This is a genomic window from Paeniglutamicibacter selenitireducens, from assembly GCF_051550675.1.
GTDB lineage: Bacteria > Actinomycetota > Actinomycetes > Actinomycetales > Micrococcaceae > Paeniglutamicibacter.
This window is the reverse complement of record NZ_JBPULF010000011.1, coordinates 42740-64780: the sequence shown is the minus strand read 5'-3', so window position 1 is coordinate 64780 and position 22041 is coordinate 42740. Positions and strand designations below refer to the sequence as shown.

The window sequence follows — 22041 nt, the reverse complement described above, 5'->3', positions numbered from 1 at the left end:
CCGCCGGTCGGAGGGAAACGCCGAAGGTCCGGATCCCGGCTGGGGTCCGGACCTTCGGTGTTGACGGGCCCTGTTCAGGCCGCCTTGCGGTCAGGCCGTGGCGTTCCCGGGGCGCATGTCCCCGGTCTCGATGTAGCGCTGGTGCCAGCTGAGCGACTCGTTCAGCAGGTGCGGGGTGTGCTTGCCGTAGCTGCCCGTGCGGGCGCGGTCGAAGTAGTCCTGCAGCATCGGGCGGTACTCCGGGTGGGAGCACTTGTCGATGACCACCTGGGCGCGCATCTTCGGGGAAAGCCCGCGCAGGTCGGCCAGGCCCTGCTCGGTGATCAGGATCATGGTGTCGTGCTCGGTGTGGTCCACGTGGCTGGCCATCGGGACGATCCCGGAGATCTTCCCGCCCTTGGCCGTCGACGGGGACATGAAGACCGAGAGGTAGCCGTTGCGGGCGAAGTCGCCGGAGCCGCCGATGCCGTTCATGACGTGCGAGCCGACCACGTTGGTGGAGTTCACGTTGCCGTAGATGTCCGCCTCGATCATCCCGTTCAGCGCGATGCAGCCCAGCCGGCGCACGAGTTCCGGGTGGTTGGAGATTTCCTGGGTGCGCAGCAGGATGCGCTCGCGGTAGAAGTCGACGTGCGCGTTGAACTCGTCGATGCCCGCGGCCGAGAGCGAGAAGGATGTGGCCGAGGCGAAATCGAGCGTGCCGTCCTTGAGCAGCGACAGCATGCCGTCCTGGATGACCTCGGTGTAGGCCTGCAGGCCCTTGTAGCCGCCGCGGGCCAGCCCGGCGAGCACCGCGTTGGCGATGTTGCCGACGCCCGACTGCAGCGGCAGCAGCTTGTCGGTGAGGCGCCCGGCACGGATCTCGTGGTCCAGGAAGTCCAACAGGTGGTCGGCGATCTGCGTGCTTGTCGCATCGACGGGGGCGAACGGGCTCAGCCGGTCCGGTGCGCTGGTTTCCACCACGCCGACGATCTTGGCGGGGTCGACGCGCAGGTAGGGCTCGCCGATGCGCTGGTCCGCCGCGGTCAGCTCGATCGGCAAGCGGTGCGGGGGCAGCGCCGTGCCGTAGTAGATGTCGTGCATGCCCTCCATGGCGGCGGACTGCTCCGCGTTGACCTCGATGATGACCTTGTCGGCCATGTCCAGCCAGGTCTTGTTGTTGCCCACCGAGGAGGAGGGGATCAGCCGGCCGTCCTCGGTCACGCCCACGACCTCGATGATGGCCAGGTCGATCTTGCCGTAGAAGCCGAACCAGGCATGCTGGGCCACATGGGACAGGTGGATGTCCATGTATTCCATCTCTCCGTCGTTGATGCGGCGGCGCAGCTCCGGGTCGGACATGTAGGGCAGGCGCAGTTCCATGCCGCCGGCGCGGGCGAGCACGCCGTCGAGCTCCGGGGCCGTGGAGGCGCCGGTGAGCACGTTGATCTTGAAATCGCGGCCCGCGGCATGCTCGGCCTCCATGAGACCGGCGAGCGCGCCGGGAACGGCCTTGGGGTAGCCGGCCCCGGTGAAGCCGCTCATGGCCACCGTCATCCCCGGCTTCACCAGGGCGGCGGCCTGCTCGGCCGGCATCAGGAGTTCCAGGAACTTGGGGTGGTGGATCCGATCGTGCACGGCCGTCCTTCCTCAGATGTTTGGCACCTGGTGCGCAAGTGCCGACTGCGCCACCATATCCGGTGATTGCCCCGCGCCCGAACCAAAAACGCCCTCCGGAGCGCACCGGAGCGGGTTTGCGCGGTGGGGCGTCCCGATTTTGCGGTGGCTGGTTCGCCCGCCACATGGTTCCGGGCACCGTGTGGCCGGCGCCGTGTGACCGCTGCGTGCTGGGTGAAGCTAGCATGGGGTCCATGGACGAAGCCAAGAAAATGAGGATCACCGTGTGGTGCATCAGCGCACTCGTCGCGGCGGGGTTCCTGTTCTTTTTTTCCGGCGGACTGGGCTACCTGCTGGATTCGTAGCAGCTCAGAGCTGCTTCAGGTACTGCCGGCAGATGTAAACCCGGGCGTGTCTTTCCCGCAGCGCGGCTTCGTGTTCGATGTCCGCGTGCATGAAGGCCATGACCGGGGCGGAGAGCCCGTGCGGGCTGGCATACCCGTCGTTCGGCTCGTCCCAGTTCTTGTAGACGTGCAGGTAGCGGTGGTTCTCGAGGAAGCCGCTGCTTCGGTACCAGGCGTTGGCCCCGGCATCTTCGCGCGTCCAGGCATCGAGGGTGCGCACTCCCGCCGGCAGCCGTTCCGTGGCGTGGCGCAGCAGGGCGCCGGCGATGCCCCGCCGCTGCGCATCCGGGCGCACGGCGATCGAGTCGATGGTGGCGCCTTGCCCGTCGACCTCGACGTCGATGAGCCCCAGCACCCGGCCGCCGTCCTCCGCGACGAAGCACAGCTGCGGGTCCGGCAGGACTGTCTTGGCGGTCTTGACGTCGTCATAGTAGTTGGTGCCGAAGAAGCCGAGCAGGCGGCATTCGAGCCACTGGGGTTCGTCGGAGGGGTGGTACGCGCGGATGGTGTACATCGATTCCTTTGTTGGTGGGGTGCGGGGGAAGTTCCTGGACGGAACCTCCCCCGGGGTCAGCCGCGGGAGAAGTTCTGCGCCAGGTCGATCAGCGTCCGGGCACCGAATCCCGTGGCGCCCTTGGAACGCCACACGTCGTCCGTGTCCGACTGCATGGTGCCGGCGATGTCCAGGTGGGCCCACGGCGTTTGGCCCACGAACTCGGCAAGGAACAAGGCTGCGGTGGTGGCCCCGGCGTACTTGCCGCCGAGGTTGGAGATGTCCGCGATGTCCGAGTCCAACTGCTTGCGGTAGGCACGCTCCAGCGGCAGCTGCCACACCTGTTCGTCGGTGTCCGCCGCGCTGGCGCGCACGGCATCGACGAGCTCCTGGTCGTTGCCCAGCAGGGCCGCGGTGAGCTGGCCCAGGGCCATCAGCGCGGCGCCGGTGAGCGTGGCGATGTCCACTACGGCGTCGACCCCGTCCTCCACGGCCAGGGTCAGCGCGTCGCACATGACCAGGCGGCCCTCGGCGTCGGTGTTCTTGACCTCGATGGTCAGCCCGCTGCGCGTGCTCAGCACGTCTCCGAGCTTGTAGGCCGCGCCGTCGGGCATGTTGTCGGTGCACATCAGGAAGCCAGTGACCTCCGCGGAGGCGCCGAGGTCGCGCAGCGCGGTGAACGTGGCCAGCACGGAGGCCGCCCCGCCCATGTCCATCTTCATCAGCAGGTGCATCGGGTCACTGGGTTTCAGGCTCACGCCGCCCGAGTCGTACATGATGCCCTTGCCCACCAGCCCCAGATGGCCGGTGGGTTCCCCGGCGGGCGCGTAGTGCAGCTTGAGCATGCGCGGTTCCTGGGCGCTGCCCGCGTTGACCCCCAGCAGGCCGCCGCAGCGCAGGGCGATGAGTTCCTCGCGGCCGAACTCCTGCACCTGGAACCCGAAGCGCTCCCCGAGTTCGCCGGCGACCTCCGCCAACGCCACGGCCGTCAGGTGGCTGGGCGGGGCGTTGCACAGGTCCCGGGAGATGTTTGCGGCGCGGGCGTTGATCCGCCCGATCCCTGTCCCGTCCGCGGCCTGGACCGGGTCTGTCCCGTCCGCCAGCACCTGCACCAGCTCCAGCTCGGTGAACTCCCCGCCGTTCTTCAACGGGGTGTAGGCGTAGCGGGCCAGCAGCACGCCCTCGGCGACGACGCGCCCCAGGGTTTCGGCATCCAACTCCGTCTCCGGGATCCGCAGCCCGAACCGCGCCTTGGACTTTGTCGCTCGGGTCGCCCTGGCCGCGGCATCCCGCAGCGCGTGCTGGTCCAGGTCGGCGAGCGCACCGGCGCCCACCGCAACCAGCAGGGGTCCCTCGCCGGTCGGGACAACCAAGGTGCCGCCGGATGCACCGGTGAAGCCGGCCCGGGCGAGGGCCTCGCGGTCAAGGCCCAGTTCTGCAGGGACCTCGCCGTCACTGCCCACAAGCACTGCCACGGCCTCGACCCCGGCAAAGGCATCGACCCAGTCGATCACGGGGGCGTCCGCGGCCAGCGAGGGAAGTCGCGGGAAATCGTCGGGAATCAGTTTGTAGGCGTCGGGGTTCACTGCTTCTCCTTGGTTGCTTCCGTTGTTGTTTCGGGGCCATCGATGTCCAGTGCATCGAGGTCGTCGGGTTCCAGCTGTTCGGGCAGGCCGTCCTGCAGGTGCCGTGGCATGCGCCCGGCCGGGACGATGGCCAGCAGGGCCAGCCCGGCAAGTCCCAGCAGCGAGAGCTGCAGCGACCGCAGGCGGGCGTCGGCGTTGACCTCGAGTGCCGCAGCAAGTTCGGCGTCGCTTCCGGCGCGTTCACCGATCGCCGCTTCTAGCTGCGCGTTGGTCATGAAGTCCGCATCGCTGATGTTGACCTTGGAGATCAGCTCGTCGGAGATATCCGGGTGGGTCGACGCCCCTGTGGCTATCAGGGAGGCGAGCATCCCCACCGCGAAGGCGCTGGCCACGGCGATGCCGACGGATCCGGAGAGGTTGTGCACCAGGCCGCGCCAGGCACCCACATCGCCGGCCAGCGGCTTGGGGACGGAGCTGAGCAGCGTGTTGAAGACCAGGGCGACGATGGCCCCCTGCCCCAGGCCCAGCAGGACCAGACCCAGGACCACGAAGAGCTGGCCCCAGTCGTTGCGGATGGTGAAGGCGATCAGGCACAGGGCCCCGGCAACCACCACGAACCCGGTTTGGGCGATCAGGCTCGGGGCGAACTTCTCGTAGAGGAACGCCACGAACGTACTGGCCAGGAAGATGCTCAGCGTGTAGGGAATCAGCGAGAACGAGGTCTCGATGCCGCTTCGCCCCTGCACCATCTGCATGTACAGCGGGATCAGGAAGTTCGCGGCGGTTCCCACGAACAGCATGATGGACATGCAGGCGGTGATCGCCAATTCGGAGCTGGAGGCCAGAACCCGCAAGTCGAAGATGCGCGGCAGCTTGGCATCCTGGCGTTTACGGATCCAGGAGAAGAACACCTGGCCGCCGATCAGGCCCAACAGGATGAGCAGCGGGGCCGGCGAAAGGCCCATGATGTTGAACGGCGCCTGTTCGGTGGCGAACCACAGACCCCAGCCGGAGAGGCCGCTGAACCCGAAGCTGAGGAAGATGATCGACACCGCCGCGATCATGGCGCCGGTCCAGTCGATCTTCAGCGCCGGTTGCGCCGGGATCGTCTTCAGCCGGAAGGTGAGCAGCAGGTTGAGCGCACCCAGGACGACCATGAGTCCGAACGAGTAGCGCCAGCCGATCGTGGTGGCGAACCACCCCGCAAGCAGCAAGGCAAGCACGCCGGCCGCCGGGATGGCCGCTGCCAACAACCCGATGGCCTTGGCCTGTTGGGCATCCTTGTAGTTGGTGGCAATGAAGACGGTGAGCGCCGGCGCGATCAGGGCAATGACGGCGCCGGACGAGGCCTGGGCGATGAACAGCATCGCCGGGCTAAGGCTCAGGGCCACGCAGGCCATGGCCGCGGCATGGATCGCCACCGCGATCTGGAAGACCTTGCGGGTTCCGAATCGGGCGCCGATCTTTGCGCCAAGCAGAATGAAGGCGGCCATGGAGAAGGTGCCGGCTGTGATCGCCGTGCCGACGGATGTCGCGGGGGTGTCCAGGTCGGCGGTGATGCCGGCCATGGAAACGGTCAATGCGTTCACCGCGAAGGAGGCTTGGATCTGCGTCAGCACCACAACGACCAGGGGCAGCCATGAAGCCTTCTCTGCAATGCTGTGCTGCTGTGAACCGGTGGAACTGGCAGTCATGGGGTTACTCCTGTTTCCGAGCTGGTGCGAGTCTTAAGGATGTTGCACAGAAGCTCCACCGACCCGAAGCAATCCCTGGGGCGACGAGCGCTTGGTGGTCGCAAGGAGTCGTGGTGATCGGAGCATATCCCCTACCCGGGGCCGCATTCCATAGCGTGGCGCGCTTTTCACCTGTATCCGGGAGCAGCCGGCCCGGGTGCGCCCTTGCGGCTACCTGCGGCGCAGCGGCAATTCGACCGGACGCAACAATGGGGGCGGTCCGTTCGGACCGCCCCCATTGTTGTCATGTCGCACAGCGACGAGTTGTTATGCCTTTTCGGACGAACCGGTGCCATCGCCCAGCGCGTGGGCCTTCCGGTAACGGGCAACCATGGCAAAGGTCACGACGCTGAGCATCGCGATCATCGAAAATGCGGTAATAACCAATGTTTCGTGGCCTGGAGTCATGTGTGAATCATCCTCTCTCTAAAACGCGGCGAAGCCTGCCGGGTCGGAATCCCGGAGACCTGCCAATGGGGTGTGTCCATAAGAATTCCTGGACCCAGTCCCCCGTATTGCATTGTGAACCTGCTGGCGACGGCAGTTCGCTTGGTGTTCGAAACGATCCGCTTCGGACACCTTGGACCGTACCGCGGCATCTACTCAGGCTCTGCGCCCGGCCTCATACCGCTAAGTCCCACACAGCCGGCATCGGTGCCATGGGATTTCTTGTCGTTGGTATCGACAAGCGAAGGCATCCCGGGCCGGCTGTTCACGGCAAGCAGTTTGAACTAGGTATCCTGTGGCACCTGGAGTCGTTCCAAGGCACTCGTTTTCTTCTAGAAACATTCTTGCCGATCTTCAATTATCGCAGATTTGTACTATTTCGCAAGTCGCCGCATATTTGAGTCCATTCACAAGTGCCGCAATTTCGCGCCTGACTCGGCAACTTTGTGCATCCGAACCCCCGGCCGCAGCCGCAGAATCTTGTTCGAATCGAGGGCTATCCCCGCATCTGCTGCGCCCATCGCGAACCACCGTTTGACCTTGGACGGACAACAGTAACGGCTGCCGCAACATCCGCACTTGTGGATGTTGCGGCAGCCGCCTGATTCAAAGGCACAGAAAACCGGCTGCGTGTAAGTTTCACGCGAACGCTGTCGAGGCCCAAAACAACACATTCGCTGTAGACACGGTCCACTTCCGGAAGCACATCGCCCGTGGCCCCGGCCTGCCGGAACCGAAAGTGGGTCCTATATCGCCGTCAGCGACACCAAACGCCAACCCCCGAACCTATAGGGCTCTACAACCGGCATTGATTTGGATAGGGCGGCTTGCCATCTAGCCACGCGATGGGTAAATCCCCTCAAGGGCAATGATGAAGTTCAGGCTCAAATATGGCGGCATGTTCTCGTGCGGCTGGTTGCCGCCGGATACTTGACTTGGGGCCATGCTGGGGCCGCTGTTGGCAGGTCCGTAGTTGCCTCCCTTGGCAGGAACCAGACCACCCGGTCGATCGGAAGTCTGTTCTCCAGCGGCCGGCAAGCCATGCGTATGTTGCGGCATCTGGTTGGTCGACAATGTGACGAATTCTTGACCGCCCGTCTCGCCCATTTCTCGAGTCGACAGGCCCGGCCCATTGCCTCCCCCACTGTGAATCGGGAATCGTCCACGGAGATCCGGCAGGGCAAATGTTGTTTGTCCATTGCCACCGTAGGTGGTGCCCAGCAGGGAAAACAGAGCCGTGTTCTGGGAAATCGAAAGGAATTGGCCGTCGCACATGGCCCAACCAGGTGGGGCAAAGGCGAAACCCACCATTTGGATTTCACCGAGGAATGGTTCAGCTGCCATGTTATTTGGCTCCTTGTGTTCGATTGATAACGGCCAACGCGCGGTTCCCGTGCGCTGTCATGAACAAGTCCACCCGGCCGACGCCGGGATGGTGCACTTCGTGGATTCCTTCATCGAGTTCGTGCCCCTCTGCTTCAAAAGACAGGGTGAATCCTCCGTGGTCGCTACGCCGGCATGCTGCCAATGTCGCCTTGGTCTTGCCAATGGCCAGGCCACTCCCCACCAACGGTTCCCATGTTTCCAGGGCGTACTGGTCGATTTCAGTGGCGTTGGCCGACGTTCCGGCATAGGTCGCCACGGCGATCACTGCGGCAGCCGCAAGAAAATGGCGACGGTTGATGGTCAGCGGTGAACGCATGATCACTGCCCCTCGAAGCCGACGGCGTAGCGCAGGTTCTTCACGGGGACTATTCCCGTCGAAGAATAACTGAAGCTGACTTCGTCTTGGTCGTCGACGGCCACGGACTCGTCGAGTTCCTGGCAGCTGGTTTCCGAAGCCGGAATCTCACAGGTCAATGCCGTAGCCGCACCATTGACGTTGAGGGTGACACTGATGGTTCCCGCCCGCGAGCTTGCGGCGATGGACAGGCCTTTGAGGGTTCCTGCACGAGGCATCAACATGTCTGCATCCGCGGCGTCCTTGACGATGCTGCTGGCACCGGAGACGGCGAAGTAGCCGCGGTTGTCCTGAGGATCGATGAAGGGGATCGTACTCATGAAGACTGGCGGGGCGCCGGCAGCTCCCGCGTCGCCCTTAGCGCCTTGGGCGCCTTGCGGTCCTGCGGCCCCCTGGGGTCCATTCGCGCCCGTCTCCCCTGTTGAGCCCGCCGCTCCCGTTGGGCCCGCCGCACCCGTCTGGCCAGTCTCACCCGTCGCGCCCGTCGCGCCAACCGGGCCCTGTGCGCCGGTCGGGCCCGAGGGGCCGATTGGGCCTTGCTCTCCGATGAGCTTCTGCGTCAGGTTCGGCCAGACACCGCCGGCTTTGGGCCCGTAAACAACAAAATCTTGGGTATCCAGGTAGAAGTCCCCATCGATACCGAGCGTGTCTGATGGGCTTCCGACGCCGTTGTGGATGCTTTTGCCGTCCTGTCCGGGCAACCCTGTGGCACCGGTCTCGCCCTTCACACCAGCGGCACCGGCATCACCCTTTGCGCCGGTCTCACCCTGGTCACCCTTCGCTCCGGTGGCACCGGTATCGCCCTTCGCGCCAGCGGCACCTGTTTCGCCCTTCGCGCCAGCGGCACCGGTATCGCCCTTCACGCCAGCGGCACCTGTTTCGCCCTTCGCGCCGAGCTCACCCTGGTCGCCCTTCGCACCAGGCGAACCATTCTCGCCCTTCACGCCAGGGGCACCAGCCTCACCCTTCGAACCTTCGCTTCCGGTCGCTCCGGTCTCACCTTTGGTTCCGGAGGTACCGGTCTCGCCCTTGGCGCCGTTCAGGCCGGCAGAGCCGGTATCTCCCTTCGCACCGTCACGGCCGTCGGAGCCTGCGGCTCCGTCTTCGCCCTGCTCACCATCAGTTCCGTCGACTCCGGGTTCACCGTCCTCACCGTCGGCTCCTGCATGACCCGATGCACCGGTTTCACCTGTTGGTTCCTTGAAGGAGTCCACGGTTTCCTGGTTGGCCCGGGTGGCATCCGCAGCCCACGAAACGGCCACTTGGGTTTCCCGGCATTCCGGAGGTGTTTGAGGACTGAGCGAGATGGCAGAAAACTGAAGGGATTCAACATCGATACACGCGTTGAAGGTACTGGCATCGGCACTCGATGATGTACAACCAGATACAAAGAGCGCCCCAGCGAGCGCCGCAGCAAGAATGCTCGCGCTTTGCCGAGTGGTAGGTCGTGAAGCCAAGGGTGTTGCTCCTAGCTGACAGCAGAATAGGGAGCCCCAAGGCCCCTGTCCGAACGGTTTGGATGAGCTGTCTCAGACCCCTTCAATCCTCCGCGAGGGAAGGCGAATCGGACATGCGCGATTGAAGGTTATGCGCCAATTCCTTTCGGTTGAAAGTTTGTTTCAACACATGTCGACAAGGGATCGTGAGCCAGACCCGGGCACAGGCCAACCAAGCGGTTCGCGCACTGGCTGCGGCCATGCAAAAAGCCAAGGCCCTCGAACCTGTTTTTTAGGTCCAAAGGCCTTGGCTTTTGGTGCAGCACCCCCGCTGATGTGGGCCTACGAGTTCATTCTGCTTTTTGCCGAACCTGTCGCTCGGCAATCATCGGTTGATACGTGCCGGTCGGTTGATCGCCGGTCGACGGACGGACCGACACGGCCAAGGAAAACTACTGCTTGGCGCCAAGCACCGCGTTCACACTTGCCTCGTCGGGGTACGCGGCCTGCGTGCCCTTCCTCGTCGTGGCCAGCGCGGCACTCACCGAGGCAAAGGCCGCCGCTGTGTACAGCGAATCGCCCGCGGCAAGGCGTGCGGCAAGCGCACCGGTGAAGGCGTCCCCGGCCCCGGTTGTGTCGATGGCGTCGACCGTGGTGGGCGCGATGCGGACCACCCGGCCCTCGGAACCGGCCAGGTGGTCGAGGACGACCGAGCCGTTGGAGCCCAGGGTCACGACCACGCGCTCCAGTCCGCGCTCCGCGAAGTGCTCGAGCACCGGTTCCCAGTCGGAGGTCGGAGCCTCGGGTGCGGGGATTTCCTCCCCACCCAGGAACTGCGAGGCCTCGTGGGCGTTCACCAGCAGCACGTCTGCGAGCGAAGCGAGCCCGGGGGCCACAGGTGCGTAGGGGGAAAGGTTCAGCAACACCGTTGCGCCGGCGTCGTGCCCGGCCTGCGCGGCGGCCTGGACGGTGTCCAGCCCTACCTCGAGGCAGAGGCAGACCACGGAGGAGCCGTCGAAGGCGCCCTGCGCCGCGGCCACGTCGGAGGGGCGCAGCGTCCCGTTGGCTCCGGCGGAGATGACGATGCTGTTCTCACCGTGCGAGTCGACGGTCACCACTGCCACGCCGGTCTCCACCCCGTCCACCCGGTTCACCTGCGTGGTGTCCACGCCGGCCGCCGAGCAGGAGGCCAGCAGCATGTTGCCGTTGGCGTCACGGCCCACGGCACCCACCAGCGAAACAGTGCCGCCCAGGCGACCGGCTGCGACCGCCTGGTTGGCGCTCTTGCCTCCGGGGTTCACCGTGAATCCCTCGCCGTGCAGGGTCTCCCCCGGTTGCGGGAGCCGCTCGGTGTAGATGGTCAGGTCCGCGTTGAGCGAGCCGACCACAACGATCCGACCGGTGTCATGGCTGGGGGTTTGCTGGTTCAATTACTGCACCTCTGCGTCGACTGGTTTGGGGATCAACAATGAAACGGCGAAGGCCGCAACGGTAATGGCCAGGCCGACCAGGATCACCGTGAGGTAGGAAGCATGGTCGCCCAAGTTCGAGGTTCCCACAAGCACGGCCGGCAGGACAAGGAAGCTCAGCCCGGCACCGAGGTTGAAGGCGCCGGCGTTCATGCCCGGAAGGAAACCGGGGTTGCCCTGCGGCGAAAGCACGATGCCCAGGCCGTTGAGCATGATGTTCACGGTGCCGGCGTAGGTGATGCCCAGCAAGGCGGTGCCGGCGACCATCACCGGCAGCGACCCCAGGCCGAAGAACGCTATGACCAGCAGGGCCGCGATGGAACCGAGCATGCCGATGCGCAACACCTTGTTGTAGCCCAGGACCGGTGCCAGGCGGCCGGTGATCGGGCCGAAGACCCAGCCCAGCAGCGCGTACGGGGTGAGGATCAGCAACGCGGTCTGCGTGGGGCCCACACCGAACCCGGGGGCGGCGGCCTGCACGTAGGCCGGGACGATCCCGTTGATGACCGCGAAGATGCCGGTCATGGTCAGCGTGGTGGTCAGCAGCGGCGCCCAGGTGGCGCGCTGGCGCAGGTGCTGGATCTGCACCATGGGTTCGGCCACGCGCTTCTCCGTGGTCCAGAATCCGTAGAACGCGGCAGCCGCAACAACCAGCAGCACCAGCGACAGCAGCAATGTTTGGGAGGACATCCCGCCGACAAGCTTGGAGGCTTCGTTGAGCGCTGTCAGCAGGGCGCCGACGGCGATGACGATGAAGAAGACGCCGCGCCAGTCCATCTTGGTTCCGGCCTGCGGCTTGGACTCGCGGGTCAGCAGGGCGACGGCCAGCGCCGCAAGCACGGCCAGCACCACCATGAACCAGAAGATGGAACGGAAACCGTGGTTCTCGGCCAGGTAGCCGCCCAGGAAGGAGTCGACGCCGGCCACGCCGCCGTTGACGGCCAGGATCAGGCCCATCAGTGCACCGTAGCGCTTCGGGTTCGGGACGGCGCTGCGCAGCATCAGCAGGCACAGCGGGACCGTCGGGCCGGAAATGCCCTGGATGATGCGCCCGGCAAACAGCCAGCCGATGTTCGGCGCCAGCGCCGCAACGGCGGAACCGAGCGCCGTGGTGAGCATCATGATGACAAGGATGCGCTTGCGTCCCACGACGTCGGAAAGGCGCGGCAGGAACAGCGAGAAGAGTGCCGCGGTGGTGAAGAACCAGGTCTGAGACAGGCCGATCGATGCCTGGTCGGTGCCCAGTTCCTCGCCCATGGTGACAAGCGCGGGGCTGAGCATCGAGGCGTTGAGTTGGAAGGCGATGCAGGCGGTCAGCAGCGCTGCGGTCAGGGCGGCGGTGCCGCCGCGGGTCATGGTGCCCTTGTCGATCACCGCGTTCATGCCGCCTTCACCTCGACCTCGCCGATGCGCACGAGTGCGTCGGTGACAAGGTCCCAGAAGCGCTGGTGGTCGAGGTCCACGGCCACCGAGGTGTGGCAGTCGGCCGGGGCCGGGGCGCGGAAGTCGGCAACCGTCATGCCCAGGGTCAGCTTGCCCTGCAGCTCGATGTCGACGGGGACCTTGCGGGTGGAGACGATGGACGGGTCGATCACGTAGGCGACGGCGCACGGGTCGTGGACCGGCGGGAAGTCGAAGCCCTGGGCGTCCTTGTAGGTCGCCTTGAAGAAGTCCATGAGTTCGCGCACGAACTTCGCCGGGCCGGTGCCCACTGCCTCGATCTGCGCGACGACCTCGTCGGTGGCCAGCGCCTGGTGGGTCAGGTCGAGCCCGACCATGACCACCGGCCACTTTTCGTTGAAGACGATGTGTGCGGCCTCTGGGTCGATGATGATGTTGAACTCCGCCACGGCGCTCCAGTTGCCCACGTGGTAGCCGCCGCCCATGAGGACGACTTCCTTCACGCGTTCGACGATGCGCGGTTCCTTGCGGGCCGCCAGCGCGATGTTCGTCAGGCCGCCGGTCGGCACCAGGGTGACGGTGCCGGGCTCGTGGGACATGACGGTTTCGATGATCAGGTCCACAGCGTGGCGCGGGTCCAACTCGATGGCCGGCTCGGGCTGCGCGGGGCCGTCCATGCCGGATTCGCCGTGGATGTCCGGGGCGTTCTCGATGGTGCGCACCAGCGGGCGGGCGCAGCCGGCGGCGAACGGGACGCCGGTGATGCCGGCGATGGTGCCCACGGCCAGCGCGTTCTTGGTGACCTTTTCCAGGGTCTGGTTGCCGACGACGGTTGTCACGGCAAGCAGCTCGATGGCCGGGCTGCCGTGTGCCAGCAGGATGGCAACTGCGTCGTCGTGGCCGGGATCGCAGTCAAGGATGATCTTGCGCGGCGCGGCTTCCACTCGGGGTTCGCCCATGGTCTTCTCCACATCTTTGGGGGAACTGCCGTGCCCTGGGACACGAAACAGGAACGGGGGTTTCATTGGAAGTCTGGCACCTTTTTCGCACCTGCGTCAAACGCTTAACTCGCCGCGTGCATACCATCAAGTCAAACGCTTAACGAATTGCGGTCCGAAGCACCACCGTCTCGACTAGGATTAAGTCCATGGATTCCACGGATTTGCCGCGCATCGCTGCGCCCGCGAGACGGCGCGTCACTGCCGCGATGGTGGCCGAACACGCGGGCGTTTCCACCGCCACGGTGTCGCTGGTTGCGAACGGCAAGACCCACGGCCGGGTCTCGGCGGCCAACGAGGCCAAGGTGCTGGAGTCGATCCGCAAGCTCGGGTACGTCATCGACGAAATCGGCAGCTCGCTCTCCCGCGGCGTCAGCTCCACCGTGATCATGGTGGCACCGGACATTTCCAACCCCTTCTTCGCCAAGGTGATCGCCGGGGTGCGCAGCGCGCTCGGCTCGAACTTCCAGCTGCTGCTCTCTGTCACCGACGCGGGCCAGCTGCCCAGCGCTGCGGACACCCGGCGGCTGTTGGGCCTGCGTCCAGCGGGCCTGCTGGTCGATGCCCCGGACCCCTCGTTCCTCGAGGAACTCTCGGCCTCCGGCCCCCTGGTCCTGCTCGACGCCCCCGGGTTCGGGCAGGGCATCCCCGCGGTGAACCTGGACGTCGCGCAGGGCGCCCGCGACCTGGCGGCCCACCTCGCCGCCGCGGGCCACACCAAGGTCGCCTACCTGGACGGCATCACCGGTACCACAACCTTCGAATTGCGCCGCACCGCGTTCCTCGAGGCGGCCGCCTCGCTGGGCATGAGCGTTCCCTCCGGTGCGGAGGCCGCCACGACCATCGACGTCGGCCTGGCCGCCGACGAGTTCGCGCGTGCCTGGCCGGCGTGGAAGCGGGCGGGAATCACCGCGGTGGTCTGCGCCACCGACACCCACGCCTACGGCGTGCTGCAGGAGGCCCGCGTCGCGGGGATCGCGGTCCCCGGCGAGCTGGCCGTCACCGGCTTCGACGACTTGCCCTACTCCACGAACAGCAACCCGGGCCTCACCAGCGTGAACCTGCCGGCCGAGCTGCTGGGCCGGCGTGCCGCCGAGCAGCTGCTCAAGCTCATCAAGGGCGAGGACCTCGAGACGCCGCAGCTGACGCTCGACAGCTCGCTGATGGTCCGCGGCTCGACGCTCCAGGCATAGCCCCGGGCCGGCGCGCGGTGCGGGCCGGCCCGGGGATCAGGACTCGGTGTGGCCCAGGCTCGGGGCCGACACGAACGGGAGAACCGGTGCGGCGGCCGCGTGCAGTTCCAGGACGACGACGTGGTTGGAGCGGGTGCGCAGCAGCGGCCCGGGGATATACAGGGTCCGCTGCGGACCGTTGGACCAGTAGCGGCCCAGGCAGAATCCGTTGACCCACACCACGCCCTTGCCCCAGCCGCCGGTATCCAGGAACAGGTCCGTGGCCTCTGGCAGGTCGAAGGCCGCGTGCGCGAAAACGGGCCCGGCAACAAGGTCGACGGCGCGTGCCGGGGATGCCGCGACACGCTCGGCCGCGGCGCCGAGTACCCCGGGGTCCAGCGGGAGCAGCTCCCACTCGCGGACCGGTTCCCCGTTGAGAGAGGCCCCGCCCAGCAGTCCCTTGGGCTCGCCGAGCCGCGGACCGTAGTCCACACGCCCCTGGTCCTCCACGAGGATCTCCAGGGTTCCGCTGGCGTTCACGGGCAGCACCAGCGAGTGGTCGTGGTTGTCGCGTGAGAGCGTGCCGATCCCCTGGCGGTTGAGGAACACCTGCGCCCTGTCACGCACCTCCCCCAGGGTCAGGACCGCGGGTCCGGAGACCTCGATCCGGGTCCGATACACGCTGAATCCCGAGTAGCTGCCGATTTCGTCCGTGGTCATCGGCCCGTTCCCGGAGGACGTCCATGGCCCCGCTCCGTCGACGACGTCCCAGAGGGAAAGCGTGCCGTCCACCGCAACCTCCAGTTCGGGGGCCGCGGCCGCCGCGGCGGGAACGTCGTCGTCGTCAAGTTCCGTGTAGCGCCCCAGCACCTCGCGGAACGCCCAGTACTTGGGCGTCGGGTTGCCGGCCTCGTCCAGGGGTGCGTCGTAGTCGTAGCTTGTCACGATGGGCTGGTAGACGCCCTTGTCGTTGGCCCCGTTGCTGAACCCGAAGTTGGTGCCGCCGTGGAACATGTAGATGTTCACCGAGGCGCCGCGGGCCAGCATGGCCTCGAGTTCCTCGGCGGACTGCCCCACCCCGGTGGTGTGGTGGTGGGCGCCCCAGTGGTCGAACCACCCCACCCAGAATTCGGAGCACATGAGCGGCCCGGTGGGCTGGTGCAGGCGCAGCGTGTCGAGGCGCTCGGCGGACCGGGAGCCGAAGGACCCGGTCTTGTGCAGCGACGGCAGGCTGCCGTGGGCGAGCATGTCGTCCTGGGGCTGGTCGACGGTGGTGAACGGGACGGTGAGCCCGATCTCCCGGTTGATCTTCACGAGCTTCTCCAGGTAGGAACTCTCGCTTCCGTAGGCACCGTACTCGTTTTCGATCTGGATCAGGACGACAGGTCCCCCGAGGTGTGCCTGTCGCGGGACCAGGATGGGCGCGAGCTGCTCGAAGTACTCGGCGACGGCCGCCATGTAGACGGGGTCGTCGGAACGGATGGCTTCCGCCCCGGCGCCAAAGAGCCACGCGGGCAGCCCCCCGTTGTCCCATTCGGCGCAGATGTACGGTCCCGGGCGCACGATCGCGTGCATGCCCTCGGCCGCGACAAGGTCAAGGAAGCGGCCAAGGTCCAGGATCCCCTCGGTGTCGAAGGTGCCCCTGGCCGGTGCGTGGGCGTTCCAGGCTACATAGGTCTCGATGGTGTTCAGGCCCATCTGACGTGCCTTGCGGATCCGGTCCGCCCACAGGTCGGGGTGGACCCTGAAGTAGTGGAGCGCCCCGGAGAGGATGCGGTGGGGGCGGCCGTCGAGCAGGAAGTCGTGCTCGCCGATGGTCAATGTGGGCATGGAGTGAAGTCCTTCTTCTCACGGGGGCGGGTGGCCCGCACGACGCACGGCGTGCGGGCCACCCGGTGTCCTACTTGGCGGAAACCGTGAATCCTTGCTGGTTCCCGTACTTGATGCTTGCGTCCTGCCAGGCCACAAGCCCGGCGTTGAGGTCGCTGTTCGATCCGTAGGCCTGGCCCACGGTGTCGCTGAAGATGCTGTTGGCGTAGGTCTGGAACGGCAGGTACGACCAGCCCGGGACAACATCCTTCGAGGCCTGGACGAGGACCTCGTTGATCTTCTGCCCACCGAAGTACGCGTTCTCGGCGTCCAGGAACGCCGGGTCCTCGAGGTCGGCGGTGGTGGAGGGGAAGCCGCCGTTTGCGGCATGGATCTTGGAACCCTCGGGGCCGTTGCTGAACTGGAGGAATCCGTAGGCTGCCGCCTTGTTCTTACTCTGCTTGAGGACCGCGTCGCCGCCGCCGCCGTTTTCCGCCGAAGCCGGCTTGCCCTTTTCATAGGTCGGCATGGGCGCCACGCGCCACTTGCCGTTGCCTTCTGCGGCGCCCGATTCCAGGTTGGCGGGCATCCATGCACCGGTGATGAGGGTGGCGATGCTTCCGTCTGACAGGCCCTTGTACCATTCGTCGCTCCACGAGGCGACGGGTGCCACGAGCTTGCCTTCGACGAGCTGGTTCCAGTTCTGCGTCCAGGCCTTGGAGCCCTCGTCCTGGAGGTTGATCTGGACGCTGGTGGGGCCATCGACCTTGTAGGGCTGTCCGCCTGCCTGCCAGATCATGCTGGTGGTGAATCCCGCGTCGCCGATGTCGTTGGCGATGTAGGCCTTGGGGTCGGCGGCGTGGAGCTTCTTTGCCGCCTCGATGTACTCGTCCCAGGTGGATGGAACCTCGATGCCGTGCTTTTCAAAGACGTCCGCGCGGTAGAACATGGCCATGGGCCCCGAATCCTGCGGGAGCGCGTAGATGCCCCCGTTGAGGTTCACCGACCCCCAGGTCGAGGCGGTGTAGTTCGCCTGCAGATCCCCGGCGCCGTAGGCCTTGAGGTCGACCAGCGAATCGGAGAGCGCGAACTGCGGCAGTGCCGCGTACTCGATCTGGGCCACGTCCGGGGCACCGCTTCCGGCCTTCACAGCGTTCTGGATCTTCGTGTAGTGGTCGTTGCCGGTGCCCACGTTTTCCAGGTTGACCTTCACCTTCGGGTACTTCGCCTCGAAGGCCTCCACGATCGGCTCAAGCTGCGGGGCCCAGCCCCAGACGGTGAGGGTCGTCTCGGTCTGCAGGGCAGCCGCGATTTCCTCGGCACTCACCCCCGCGGTGCTTGCGCTGCCCTCGGCCGTGGAACCCCCGCAGGCAGCAAGGGTGCTGACCAGAAGGCCCGCCGTGGCGACGGCGGCGGCACGGCGTAAACGATGACTGATTTTCATGGGATTGCTGCCTTTCACTTCATTGCTTGTAGGACGAGTGGAACTGTGGAATTGGTGGAACCGGTGGAACCGCTGTGGGGTCCCCGCGCGGGGACTCGGCTACTTGACGCTTCCGGCGGACAGGCCGGATTGCCAGTAGCGCTGCAGGAAGAGGAACGCGACGATGATGGGCACGATGGTGAGCAGGGATCCGGTGATGACGAGGTTGTAGATGGCGTCGCCTCCGGCCGTGGTGGCCTGCGCATTCCAGTTGTTGAGCCCCACCGTCAGCGGGTACCAGGTTGATTCGCTGAGCATGATCAGGGGCAGGAAGTAGTTGTTCCATGTCGCCACGACGGTGAACAACAGCACCGTGACGAACCCGGGGGCCAGCATCCTCAGGGAAATGGTGAAGAAGGTCCGGAATTCCCCGGCTCCGTCCATGCGGGCCGCCTCGAGCACCTCGGTGGGGACGGATTCGAGCGCATAGATCCACACCAGGTAGAGGCCGAAGGGGCTGATCAGCGAGGGAATGATGACCGACCACGGGGTGTTGGTCAGGCCGAGTTCGCTGAACATCAGGAAGGTCGGCACGGCCAGGGCCGTACCCGGGATGGCCACCGCACCCAGGACCACGGCGAAGACGGCGCGCTTTCCGGGGAAATCGAACTTCGCAAGCCCGTAGCCCGCCAGGGTTGCCAGGAACGTGGCCCCGCCGGCACCCACCACCACGTAAAGCACGGTGTTGGCCAGCCAGCGCAGGAACTCCCCGTCGTGGTAGGCCAGGGTCTGGCCGATGTTTTCCCACAGCGCGAAGTCCCCGGAGAACCACAGCCCGAATGAACTGAAGAGTTCCGACTGGGTCTTGGTGGAGTTCACGAACAGCCAGAAGAGCGGCAACAGCGCGTACACGGCCATCAGGACCATGACGAGGGTCAGGAGCAGCGACTTGCGCTTGTGGGTCACACCCCGCCCGGGACGGGTGGCGAACCTCGGTGCGGCAGGGGCCTTCCCGGGCGCGGTCGGCCTGGCCTCGGTGGGAGTCATTTGCAGCGACATGGGCTATGCGTCCTTTCGGGAGCCGGAGAGCTGGACGAGGTAGGCCACGAGCATTGTCAGCAGGCCCATGATCATGGCAATCGCCGCCGCGTAGTTGAACTGCTGGCCCGCGAAGGAGAGGTTGTAGGCGTACATGTTCGGTGTGAAGTAGGAGCTGATGGCGTTCGGGGCCAGCGCCTTGAGGATGTTCGGCTCATTGAACAGCTGGAAGCTGCCGATGACGGAGAAGATTGTCGCGATGCCGATCGCCCCGCGGATCGCCGGGATCTTGATGTTCCGGATCACGCTCCACGCACCGGCGCCATCCAGGCTTGCAGCCTCGTACAGCTCCGTGGGAATGGTCTTGAGCGCCGCGTAGAAGATCAGCATGTTGTAGCCGGTGAATTCCCACGTCGTGATGTTCCCGATCGCGACGAGGATCCAGTGGCTGGAGAGCGGGTCGGGGATCGCCCAACCGAAGAACTCGTTGAGGTTGCCCACCAGCCCGAAGCGCGGGCCGTAGATGAACCCCCACATCAGCGTTGCCACGACGGCGGGAACCGCGTAGGGCAGGAAGATCGAGATGCGGAAGAACGACGAGAACCGCAGCCGGGAGCTGTCGATGGCCAGAGCCGCTGCCAGTGCGAGGCACAGCATGATGGGGACCTGCACGATGAGGAACAGCCCGACCCGGCGAACCGCGTCCCAGAACTGCGGGTCGGTCAACGCCTGGACGTAGTTGGCCCCGCCGACGAACTTGTTGCCGCCGATCATCTGGTGCTGGAACAGGCTCAGGTAGATCGCGTAGATGACCGGGGCGAGGAACACGAGTGCAAAGACCAGCATGAACGGGCCGACGAAGGCCCATCCCGTCCACCTGCCGCTGCGCCGCGTGCGCGGGGGCCGGGCCGCAACCGTTGCGCTAGACGTCGTTGTCATAAGTATCCTTAGTTTCATCCGGAAATGTTTACGCAAACATTGTGGAAACAAAAGTAGCATGTTTAGGTGAACATGCAAGAGGGTAAGGGAAAAATGACACTTTCAGATTCCGGCGTCCCCGATCCCGGGGACGGAACCGGCGCTTCGCACCACGCCCGGGCCGCGCGCGGCCCCTCCATGGCGGACGTCGCCAGGGAAGCAGGCGTTTCGTCCCAGACGGTATCGCGCGTATCCAACGGGCTGAGCAACGTCGAGGATTCGACCAAGCAGCGGGTCCTGGAGGCGATGCGGAAGCTCGGCTACCGGCCCAACCGGGCGGCCCGGGCGCTGAAGAGCGGGCGGTTCAAGTCGATAGGAGTCATCATGTTCACGCTCTCGACCTTCGGCAACATGCGCACCCTGGACGCGATAGCCACGGCCGCCTCGCGCGCCGGCTACTCGGTGACCCTGATCCCGCTGACCGACCCGACCACGGGCAAGGTCTCCGGCGCATACCACCAATTGCGCGAGCAGCAGGTGGACGGCGTGGTCATCATTTTCGAGGCACACCTGCTGGACCACGCGGACATCACGCTGCCCGAGGACCTGCCCGCCGTCGTGATCGACTCGAACGCCGGGTCCGGGTACTCGGTGGTCGACACGGACCAGCACCAGGGCGCCCGGCTGGCCACCGAGCACCTCCTGGAACTCGGGCACCGCCAGGTCTGGCACATCGGGGGCCCGGCGTCGTCCTTTTCCGCGTTGCACCGGGAGGAATCATGGAAGCGGACCCTCGAGGATGCGGGGATCCGGGCGCCGGATGTGCTCCACGGCGACTGGTCGGCCGAGTCCGGCTACGTGATCGGCCTTGAACTCGGCAAGAACCCCGAGGTCGGTGCCATCTTCGCCGCGAACGACCAGATGGCGCTCGGCGCCATGCGGGCCATGCACGAGCTGGGCCGGTCCGTCCCCGGAGACGTGAGCATCGTGGGGTTCGACGACCTCGAGGAAGCCGCATCGTTCTGGCCGCCGCTGACAACGATCCGCCAGGATTTCCACGCCGTGGGGCGGCTGAGCATCGAGAACCTGCTCCAGCAGATCGCCGGCGACACCCCGGCGCACGATGTCAGCGTGCCCACGCGCCTCATGGTGCGCAAGAGCACCGCCGCACCGGTGCAGCGGGGTGCCACCGCTTAAACGCGGGCGGCCTGTTTCAGGCTCCCGGCAAGGACCCGGGCCGTGGCGCTGCGCAGGTAGAGCGCCGCGTTGGCCATGGCGTCGGCGGCGTCCGGGGTGCCGGAGGTGCCTTGGGCGAAATCCAGCAGCTGGGCCGCGCCGGTGATGCCGTAGCGTTCCAGCTCCGCGGACGTGGCCGCGATGCGGCCGGCAACCACCAGAACCGGGAGGTTGCGCACCCGCGCCACCTCGGCCAGGGCGATCGGCGCCTTGCCCTCGAAGGACTGGGCGTCCAGCGATCCCTCGCCGGTGATGACCAGGTCGGAAACGTCAAGCTGCGCGGCCAGGCCGCTGAGCTCCGCGACGCGCCGGAAGCCCGGCTCCAGGACCGCGGGGGTGAAGGCCAGGAACGCTGCGGGGAATCCCCCGGCGGCGCCGGCGCCGGGGACGTTGACGTCCCGCCCCGTGGCCCGGCGCAGCACGCCCGACCAGTGGAGCAGACCGGCCTCGAGCGCGGCCACCGCCGGCGCGTCGGCGCCCTTTTGCGGGGCGAAGACCGCCGCGCTCCCGTCGGGCCCCAGCAGCGGGTTGCCGACGTCGACGGCCAGCCGGAGCCGCACCGTTGCCAGCCGCGGATCCAGCCCGGCGGCGTCCACCGATGCGACATCGGCGATGTGCCCGCCGCCCAAGCCCACCGGGTCGCCCTGGGTGTCCAGGATCCCCAGCCCCAGGGCCAGCAGCGCCCCGGCGCCGCCGTCGGTCATCGCCGAGCCGCCGAGTCCTATCACGATCTCGGTGGCTCCGGCGTCGAGCGCCAGTCGCACCAGTTCCCCGCAGCCGTGGCTGTGGGCTTCCAGCGCGGCCTCGGGGGTCCGGGCGGAGGCGGCAAGCCCGGAGGCCTGGGCGGCCTCGATGACCGCGCGGGTTGCCCCGCCGGGTTCGCGCAGCAACGCCCAGTGCGCGAGGACCTCCTGGCCGAGCGGGCCGGTGACGGCGGCGGTGCGCAGCTCGTAGCCGGCGTTCACCGCCGCCTCCAGGGTGCCCTCGCCGCCGTCGGCGATCGGGAAGCGCACCACCACGGCGTCCGGGTGCACGCGCAGCACTCCCTCGGCCATGGCCTCTGCGGCCTGCGCGGCGGTGAGCGATCCCTTGAACTTGTCCGGTGCCACCAACACGCGCAGCGGGGTCGCGGCCCGGGTAT

At 66.4% G+C, this 22041-nt stretch carries 18 protein-coding genes; 2 read left to right on the top strand and 16 right to left on the bottom strand.

What is annotated here, in order from left to right; genetic code table 11:
* Positions 1–90 precede the first annotated feature (90 nt).
* From scpC to uriH, 11 genes are all read right to left on the bottom strand, one after another.
* Positions 91–1617: a succinyl-CoA:acetate CoA-transferase ScpC gene (gene scpC, locus ACSYDW_RS16625; RefSeq protein WP_438339847.1), complete on the bottom strand. Its 1527-nt coding sequence runs from the start codon at positions 1615–1617 to the stop codon at positions 91–93.
* A gap of 348 nt (positions 1618–1965) precedes the next feature.
* On the bottom strand, positions 1966–2514 hold the full coding sequence (locus ACSYDW_RS16620) for a GNAT family N-acetyltransferase (RefSeq protein ID WP_438339846.1): 549 nt from the start codon (positions 2512–2514) through the stop codon (positions 1966–1968).
* Between the two features lie 56 nt (positions 2515–2570).
* Positions 2571–4079 carry a leucyl aminopeptidase family protein gene (locus tag ACSYDW_RS16615; RefSeq protein ID WP_438339845.1) on the bottom strand — a complete coding sequence of 503 codons (1509 nt, stop codon included), beginning with the start codon at positions 4077–4079 and terminating at the stop codon, positions 2571–2573.
* Positions 4076–5773, bottom strand: a complete 1698-nt coding sequence (locus tag ACSYDW_RS16610) for an MFS transporter (protein ID WP_438339844.1) — start codon at positions 5771–5773, stop codon at positions 4076–4078. The genes ACSYDW_RS16615 and ACSYDW_RS16610 overlap by 4 nt, the downstream gene beginning before the upstream one ends.
* A 306-nt stretch (positions 5774–6079) precedes the next feature.
* Positions 6080–6220, bottom strand: coding sequence for a hypothetical protein (locus ACSYDW_RS16605; protein ID WP_438339843.1), 141 nt, complete (start codon positions 6218–6220; stop codon positions 6080–6082).
* Positions 6221–7093: 873 nt separating this feature from the next.
* The gene (locus tag ACSYDW_RS16600; protein ID WP_438339842.1) at positions 7094–7603 is read right to left on the bottom strand and encodes a phage tail protein; all 510 of its coding nucleotides are present in this window, start codon (positions 7601–7603) and stop codon (positions 7094–7096) included.
* A 1-nt stretch (position 7604) separates the two neighbouring features.
* Positions 7605–7961, bottom strand: a complete 357-nt coding sequence (locus ACSYDW_RS16595; RefSeq protein ID WP_438339841.1) for a DUF6916 family protein — start codon at positions 7959–7961, stop codon at positions 7605–7607.
* A gap of 2 nt (positions 7962–7963) precedes the next feature.
* Positions 7964–9457: a collagen-like domain-containing protein gene (locus tag ACSYDW_RS16590; RefSeq protein WP_438339840.1), complete on the bottom strand. Its 1494-nt coding sequence runs from the start codon at positions 9455–9457 to the stop codon at positions 7964–7966.
* A gap of 431 nt (positions 9458–9888) precedes the next feature.
* The gene (locus ACSYDW_RS16585; RefSeq protein WP_438339839.1) at positions 9889–10866 is read right to left on the bottom strand and encodes a ribokinase; all 978 of its coding nucleotides are present in this window, start codon (positions 10864–10866) and stop codon (positions 9889–9891) included.
* Positions 10867–12288, bottom strand: a complete 1422-nt coding sequence (uriT, locus tag ACSYDW_RS16580) for a uridine transporter UriT (protein WP_438339838.1) — start codon at positions 12286–12288, stop codon at positions 10867–10869.
* Positions 12285–13265, bottom strand: a complete 981-nt coding sequence (uriH, locus tag ACSYDW_RS16575; protein WP_438339837.1) for a uridine-preferring nucleoside hydrolase UriH — start codon at positions 13263–13265, stop codon at positions 12285–12287. The genes uriT and uriH overlap by 4 nt, the downstream gene beginning before the upstream one ends.
* A 188-nt stretch (positions 13266–13453) precedes the next feature.
* Between uriH and ACSYDW_RS16570 the strand changes: the two genes are divergently transcribed.
* Complete coding sequence (locus ACSYDW_RS16570) at positions 13454–14497, top strand: LacI family DNA-binding transcriptional regulator (RefSeq protein ID WP_438339836.1); 1044 nt, start codon at positions 13454–13456, stop codon at positions 14495–14497.
* 36 nt (positions 14498–14533) lie between these two features.
* On the opposite strand, the gene ACSYDW_RS16565 is transcribed toward ACSYDW_RS16570, so the two are convergent.
* From ACSYDW_RS16565 to ACSYDW_RS16550, 4 genes are all read right to left on the bottom strand, one after another.
* Entirely contained in the window at positions 14534–16306 is a 1773-nt protein-coding gene (locus tag ACSYDW_RS16565; protein WP_438339835.1) for a glycoside hydrolase family 35 protein, read from the bottom strand.
* A gap of 70 nt (positions 16307–16376) precedes the next feature.
* A complete protein-coding gene (locus tag ACSYDW_RS16560; RefSeq protein WP_438339834.1) occupies positions 16377–17729 on the bottom strand; it encodes an ABC transporter substrate-binding protein in 1353 nt (450 codons plus the stop codon).
* 99 nt (positions 17730–17828) lie between these two features.
* The gene (locus ACSYDW_RS16555) at positions 17829–18767 is read right to left on the bottom strand and encodes a carbohydrate ABC transporter permease (RefSeq protein ID WP_438339833.1); all 939 of its coding nucleotides are present in this window, start codon (positions 18765–18767) and stop codon (positions 17829–17831) included.
* Positions 18768–18770: 3 nt separating this feature from the next.
* On the bottom strand, positions 18771–19685 hold the full coding sequence (locus ACSYDW_RS16550; RefSeq protein WP_438339832.1) for a carbohydrate ABC transporter permease: 915 nt from the start codon (positions 19683–19685) through the stop codon (positions 18771–18773).
* Positions 19686–19778: 93 nt separating this feature from the next.
* Here ACSYDW_RS16550 and ACSYDW_RS16545 point away from each other — a divergent pair, with 93 nt between their 5' ends.
* On the top strand, positions 19779–20861 hold the full coding sequence (locus tag ACSYDW_RS16545) for a LacI family DNA-binding transcriptional regulator (RefSeq protein ID WP_438339831.1): 1083 nt from the start codon (positions 19779–19781) through the stop codon (positions 20859–20861).
* Here ACSYDW_RS16545 and ACSYDW_RS16540 read toward each other — a convergent pair.
* On the bottom strand, positions 20858–22021 hold the full coding sequence (locus tag ACSYDW_RS16540) for a glycerate kinase (protein WP_438339930.1): 1164 nt from the start codon (positions 22019–22021) through the stop codon (positions 20858–20860). The two genes, ACSYDW_RS16545 and ACSYDW_RS16540, sit on opposite strands and share 4 nt — an antisense overlap.
* Positions 22022–22041 lie beyond the last annotated feature (20 nt).